Here is a 5,250-nt window from a genome sequence, read left to right on the forward strand (position 1 = left end):
GCGGACCTTGCGGCCGGCATCGTTGAGCTTGATGCCCCAGGTGCAGCCGGCCATCAGCAGCGCCAGCGTGGTCAGGCACAGTAGCGAAATCTTGCGCATGGGATATCTCCGGACGAGAACGGTCAGTGTACGCCAGCGCTGATCGTACTTGATCCACGTGACCGTCCGCTTAAAGCCGATGCCATGCAGCCAAGCAGGCCCGTGCAGTCCTGCAGGCAACACGCTCCGACAGGCTTCGTGCATGCAGTCAGTGACTCCGCCACTGATCATCTGGCTATGGCTTCTGGGCTCCCGCTTTTGCACGGCATGGCCTGGAGGTGTCGCTTGCCCTGCAGCAAGGAGGCTTCCGAACCTCCATATCGGGGGCGCCTGCTCCTGTTCGATGCGCTCAGCCCATGACCGCAGGCGTTGGACCTGGTTGCGGGTAAACGCCGGAATATGGCGGATGGCGGCGAGCGTATACAAATGGAGTTCACATGCATCCATGTACGCTGGCCTTGCGTACATCCATGCAGGCGCACCACTTCCTGCTGTGCGCGCTTTGCGAACTGGGCACGCAGTGTTATCAGCCTTAGGAGCCATCATGCTGTTTGACTTGATGCTTGTTGCAGCGCTGGCGGCAGCTTCCTCCCCGGGTGCCGTCAGCCGGTTTGTTGGCATCGCCCAAGCCAGTGAAAACGGTCCGGTGATCTATCGTGAGCGTCACTACCGCTACCGGGAAAACGGGCACCGGCGCGCGCTGGTTCTGTACGTGTGCCCGGACGGCAAACCGTTTGCACGCAAGATCGATGGCGGGGGTAGCGGCACGCCCCAAGCCCCGGATTTTGAGCTCAATGATGCCCGCAACGGCTATCGGGAAGGCGTGCGGACGGTGGACGGGCAGCGTCAGGTTTTCGTGCATCGGGTCGGCGCAGAACAGACCATGTCCGCCGCATTGCCCAAGGCAGACCAGCCGGTCATCGACAGTGGTTTCGGGGTTTTTCTTCATCGGCACTGGGCGGCCCTGATGAGCGGCAAGACCGTGGACCTGTCGTTTCTGGTGCCCAGCCGGCGCAAGTTCATGGGCTTCGAGGTCTCTCGTCATCAGGATGCTGCTGCGGACAAGAAGGGCGAGGTGGTGTTTCGCCTGCGCCTGTCAAGCTGGTTCGGTTTTGCCTTGCCGCATATTGATGTGGCCTATGCGGCCGACAGCCGCCAGCTTCGCTGGTTTCGCGGCCTGTCCAATATCCGCGACATGCACGGCAAGAACATCACGGCGTTCCTGCGCTATCCGGAGGCCTTGCGCGAATCGGACGTCGGCGCCTCGGCAGTGGCGCGCGCGTCCAGTGTGGCGCTGGACGGTCGATGCAGCCTGCATTGAACGGCCTTCGAAAAACTCAGTCCATGCCCTCGATCCGCGCGCCGCTTTCGGCATCGAAAAAGTGCATGCGTTCGATCGCATAGGCGACGCACACGTGGCTTCCGGGTTCTGGAAGATCGTAGGGTGGGACCCGTGCCACCAGGGTTTGCGTACCGAACCGGAGATGCAGGTAGGCCTCGTTGCCGACCCGTTCGATCACGTCCAGCTGCGCCTCGATGACGGTTTGCCCGGTTCCGGCGTGGCCCGGGGCCAGCGCCAGGGATTCCGGGCGCAGGCCAATCACGATGTCCCGATCCGCATGCGCCGCCAGCGATCCGCGTTCCAGGTCCAGTCCGACCAGCGGCAGCGCGGGGCCATCGGGCATGCGAAGCAGGCGCTGCCGGCGATCCAGCCGTCCATGCAGCAGGTTCATCCCCGGGCTGCCCAGGAAGCCGGCCACAAACAGGTTGGCCGGGTGGTCGTAGATGTGCATCGGCGTATCGATCTGCTGCACCCGGCCACCGTCCATGACCACGATGCGCTGGCCCAGAGTCATGGCCTCGACCTGATCGTGAGTGACATAGATCATGGTTGCACCGAGCACGCGGTGCAGGCGCGCGATCTCGGTACGCATGCTCTGGCGAAGGCCGGCGTCCAGGTTGGACAGTGGCTCGTCAAGCAGGAACACACGCGGCTTTCTCACCAGCGCACGCCCCAGCGCCACGCGCTGGCGTTGACCGCCGGAAAGCGCCCCGGGGCGCTTGTCCAGCATCGAGTCCAGGCCCAGCATGTCGGCCGCCTGAGCGACCCGCGCGGCGATGTCCGCACGCGCATGACCGTGCAGCTTCAGCCCGAAGGCGAGGTTCTCGGCCACGCTCATGTGTGGGTAAAGGGCGTAGTTCTGGAACACCATGGCGATGTCCCGGTCCTTGGGCTCCACGTCATTGACCACGCGGCCGTCGATCAGAATGCGACCGCGGGTGACAGTTTCCAGCCCGGCGATCATGCGCAAGGTGGTCGACTTGCCGCAGCCGGATGGTCCCAGCAGCACCAGCAGTTGTGCGCCATCGAGGCTGAAGCTGACGTCGACCACGGCCGGGTATCCGTCGTCGTACGTCTTGTGGATCTGCTCGAGTACGACACTGCCCACGGTGGGCCCCCTATTCGTCTCACGGACCGGCTGCCAAGCGCAGACGGTTTAAGTTATTCTGCCATGTAATCGTTTTCAATCCCGCTTGCCCGCAGCTTAGGAGGGAGTTCATCGCCATGTCGGAGACATACCGATTTCCTGATGCTTTCCGATGGGGCTGCGCCACCAGTGCTTACCAGATCGAAGGCTCGCCGCTGGCTGACGGCGCCGGCCCGAGCATCTGGGAACGATTCGTGCACACACCCGGGATGATGCACAACGGCGATACCGGCGACGTGGCCTGTGACCACTATCGCCGTTTCCGCGACGACGTTCGGTTGATGCGCGAGCTGGGGTTGACCAGCTACCGATTCTCCATCGCCTGGGGCCGCATTCTTCCGCAAGGCACCGGCCGTATCAACCAGCAAGGCCTGGACTTCTACCGCAGCCTGATCGACGCCCTGCTCGAACACGGCATCGTGCCCATGGCCACCCTGTTCCACTGGGACCTGCCCGAGGCGCTGGATGATCGCGGCGGTTGGCTCAACCGCGATGTCGCCGACTGGTTCGCCGAGTATGCCGGTGTGTGTTTCGATGCGCTGGACGACCGTGTGCCCCTGTGGGTGACCCTGAACGAGCCCTGGGTTGTTACCGATGGCGGATACCTGCACGGCGCGGTGGCTCCCGGTCACCGCAGCCCCTACGAGACCGTGATCGCCTCGCATAACCTGATGCGCGCGCACGGTGCCGCGGTCCAGGCGTACCGCGCCCGGGGCCAGCACGAGATTGGCCTGGTGGTGAACCTGGAACCCAAATATGCCGCCAGCGACAGCGCCGCCGACCGCGAGGCCACCCGGCGCGCCGATGCCTACATGAACCGCCAGTACCTGGATCCGGCGATGAAGGGCCACTATCCCGAAGAGATGCCCCGGATTTTCGGTGATGCCTGGCGCGAGTGGCCGGCCACGGACCTGGAGCAGATCTGCCAGCCGCTGGACTTCCTCGGCATCAACTACTACACCCGCGGTCTGACCCGGCAGGACCCCGACGCGTGGCCGCTGTACGCCAGCACCGTGCGCCAGTCGCAGTCGACCTACACCGAGACCGGCTGGGAAGTCTTCGAGCAGGGCCTGACCGACATCCTGGTCTGGGTTCGTGAGCGCTACGGCGACATCCCGCTGTACGTGACCGAGAACGGGGCGGCCTTCTACGACCCGCCCACCGTGAACACCGGTGGCGTGCAAGACCCGTTGCGGATCGATTACCTCGGGCGGCACCTGCGCGCGATCCACCATGCGATCAGCAGTGGCGTGGACGTGCGCGGCTATTACCTGTGGTCTCTGCTGGACAACCTGGAGTGGTCGCTGGGATTCTCCAAACGCTTCGGCATCGTGCACGTCGACTATGCCACCCAGGAGCGTACGCCCAAGGACAGCGCGCGTTTCTATTCGAATGTCATCGCCAGCCATGGCGAGGCGCTGACCGCAGGTGCGGGCAAAACCCCAGAGCCGCAGCGCGCAGACCCCTCGTGAAACGCGGTTGACCCGCAATGCAGCGCCCGGGTCTCCTCCCGGGCTTGCAGGGGAGCAACGGTCTTGAATTGCAGGTATCCAGTCTCTTCAGATGGCTGGTATTCCCCCGTGCGCAACGCGCAGCGCAGACTGTTCGTCCAGGAGACGGTACAAAGAGTTCTATCCGCTTCTCGTCAACCCTTCACGCTGCCCAGCAGCAGGCCCTGGATGTAATGCCGCTGCATGGCCAGGAACAGCAGCAGCACCGGTAGCGTCGTGACCACCGATCCGGCCATCATCTGTTCGCTGTCCTGCACATGCTCGCGTGACAGCGCGGCCAGCGCCACCGGCAGGGTGTAGTGCTCCTGGCCGGTAAGGATGATCAGTGGCCACATGAAGTCGTTCCAGCTGGCCAGGAAGGTGAACACCGCCAGCGTGACCACGATGGGCTTGAGCAATGGCAGCACGACCTGCACGAAGATGCGGCCTTCGCCGGCACCGTCGATGCGCGCTGCCTCCAGCAGTTCGTCCGGAATCGAGCGCGCGTACTGACGCACCAGGAAGATGCCGAACACGGTCGCCAGCATGGGCGTCATCACCCCCAGGTAGGTGTTGACCAGGTGCATCTCCTTGAGCAACAGGAACAGCGGCATCATGACCACCTGCGCCGGGATCACCAGGCCACCGAGCAGTACCTGGAACAGCTTTTCACGGCCGGCGAAACGCAGCTTGGCGAACGCATAGCCCGCCATCAGGTTGAAAGTCAGCGAGATCAGGGTCACCGCGCTTGCGATCAGCAGGCTGTTGAGGAAAAAACGGCCCATCCCCGCGTGCGCAAACAGCCGGCGGTAGTTTTCCAGCGTCGGATGCGCGGGCAGCAACGGCGGCGGCAGCGTGCTGGCCGATCCCGGCTGCATGAATGACACCGACAGCATCCATGCCAGCGGGAACAGCGCGATCACGGTCATGCCGACCAATGCGCCGTTCATGCAGGCCCTGGTCATGCGCGGACTCATGCGTGCCCCCGGCGTCGAGCGAACAGCAGCAGCACGCTGGTGACCACGAAAATCAGCACAAACAGCATGAATGCCACCGCCGAGGCCATGCCGAGGTTCCACCACTTGAAGCCGTCCTGGTACATCAGGTAAAGCACACTGATCGTGCTTTGCAGCGGTCCACCCTCGGTGATCACGTAGGGCTCGGCGAACAGCTGGAAATACCCCGACAGGGTGAGGATGCTGACCATCAGCAGGGTGGGGCCGAGCATGGGC

At 63.8% G+C, this 5,250-nt stretch carries 4 protein-coding genes and 1 pseudogene; 2 read left to right on the forward strand and 3 right to left on the reverse strand.

Going from position 1 to position 5,250, the window contains the following annotated elements; all coding sequences use genetic code 11:
- The first annotated feature begins 583 nt into the window (after positions 1-583).
- Positions 584-1,360 carry a hypothetical protein gene (locus PF446_RS05060; RefSeq protein ID WP_298070160.1) on the forward strand — a complete coding sequence of 259 codons (777 nt, stop codon included), beginning with the start codon at positions 584-586 and terminating at the stop codon, positions 1,358-1,360.
- Between the two features lie 16 nt (positions 1,361-1,376).
- Here PF446_RS05060 and ugpC read toward each other — a convergent pair whose 3' ends face one another.
- Positions 1,377-2,489, reverse strand: coding sequence for a sn-glycerol-3-phosphate ABC transporter ATP-binding protein UgpC (gene ugpC / locus PF446_RS05065; RefSeq protein ID WP_298070161.1), 1,113 nt, complete (start codon positions 2,487-2,489; stop codon positions 1,377-1,379).
- A 116-nt stretch (positions 2,490-2,605) separates the two neighbouring features.
- Between ugpC and PF446_RS05070 the strand changes: the two genes are divergently transcribed.
- Positions 2,606-4,000 carry a GH1 family beta-glucosidase gene (locus tag PF446_RS05070; RefSeq protein ID WP_298070162.1) on the forward strand — a complete coding sequence of 465 codons (1,395 nt, stop codon included), beginning with the start codon at positions 2,606-2,608 and terminating at the stop codon, positions 3,998-4,000.
- Between the two features lie 173 nt (positions 4,001-4,173).
- Here the strand turns inward: PF446_RS05070 and PF446_RS05075 are convergent, their stop codons facing one another.
- Entirely contained in the window at positions 4,174-4,995 is an 822-nt protein-coding gene (locus PF446_RS05075) for a carbohydrate ABC transporter permease (protein ID WP_298070163.1), read from the reverse strand.
- Positions 4,992-5,250, reverse strand: a pseudogene (locus PF446_RS05080) (sugar ABC transporter permease); the annotation flags it as partial. The gene PF446_RS05075 and the pseudogene PF446_RS05080, both read right to left, overlap by 4 nt.

This window comes from Oleiagrimonas sp., from assembly GCF_027858935.1.
GTDB lineage: Bacteria > Pseudomonadota > Gammaproteobacteria > Xanthomonadales > Rhodanobacteraceae > Oleiagrimonas.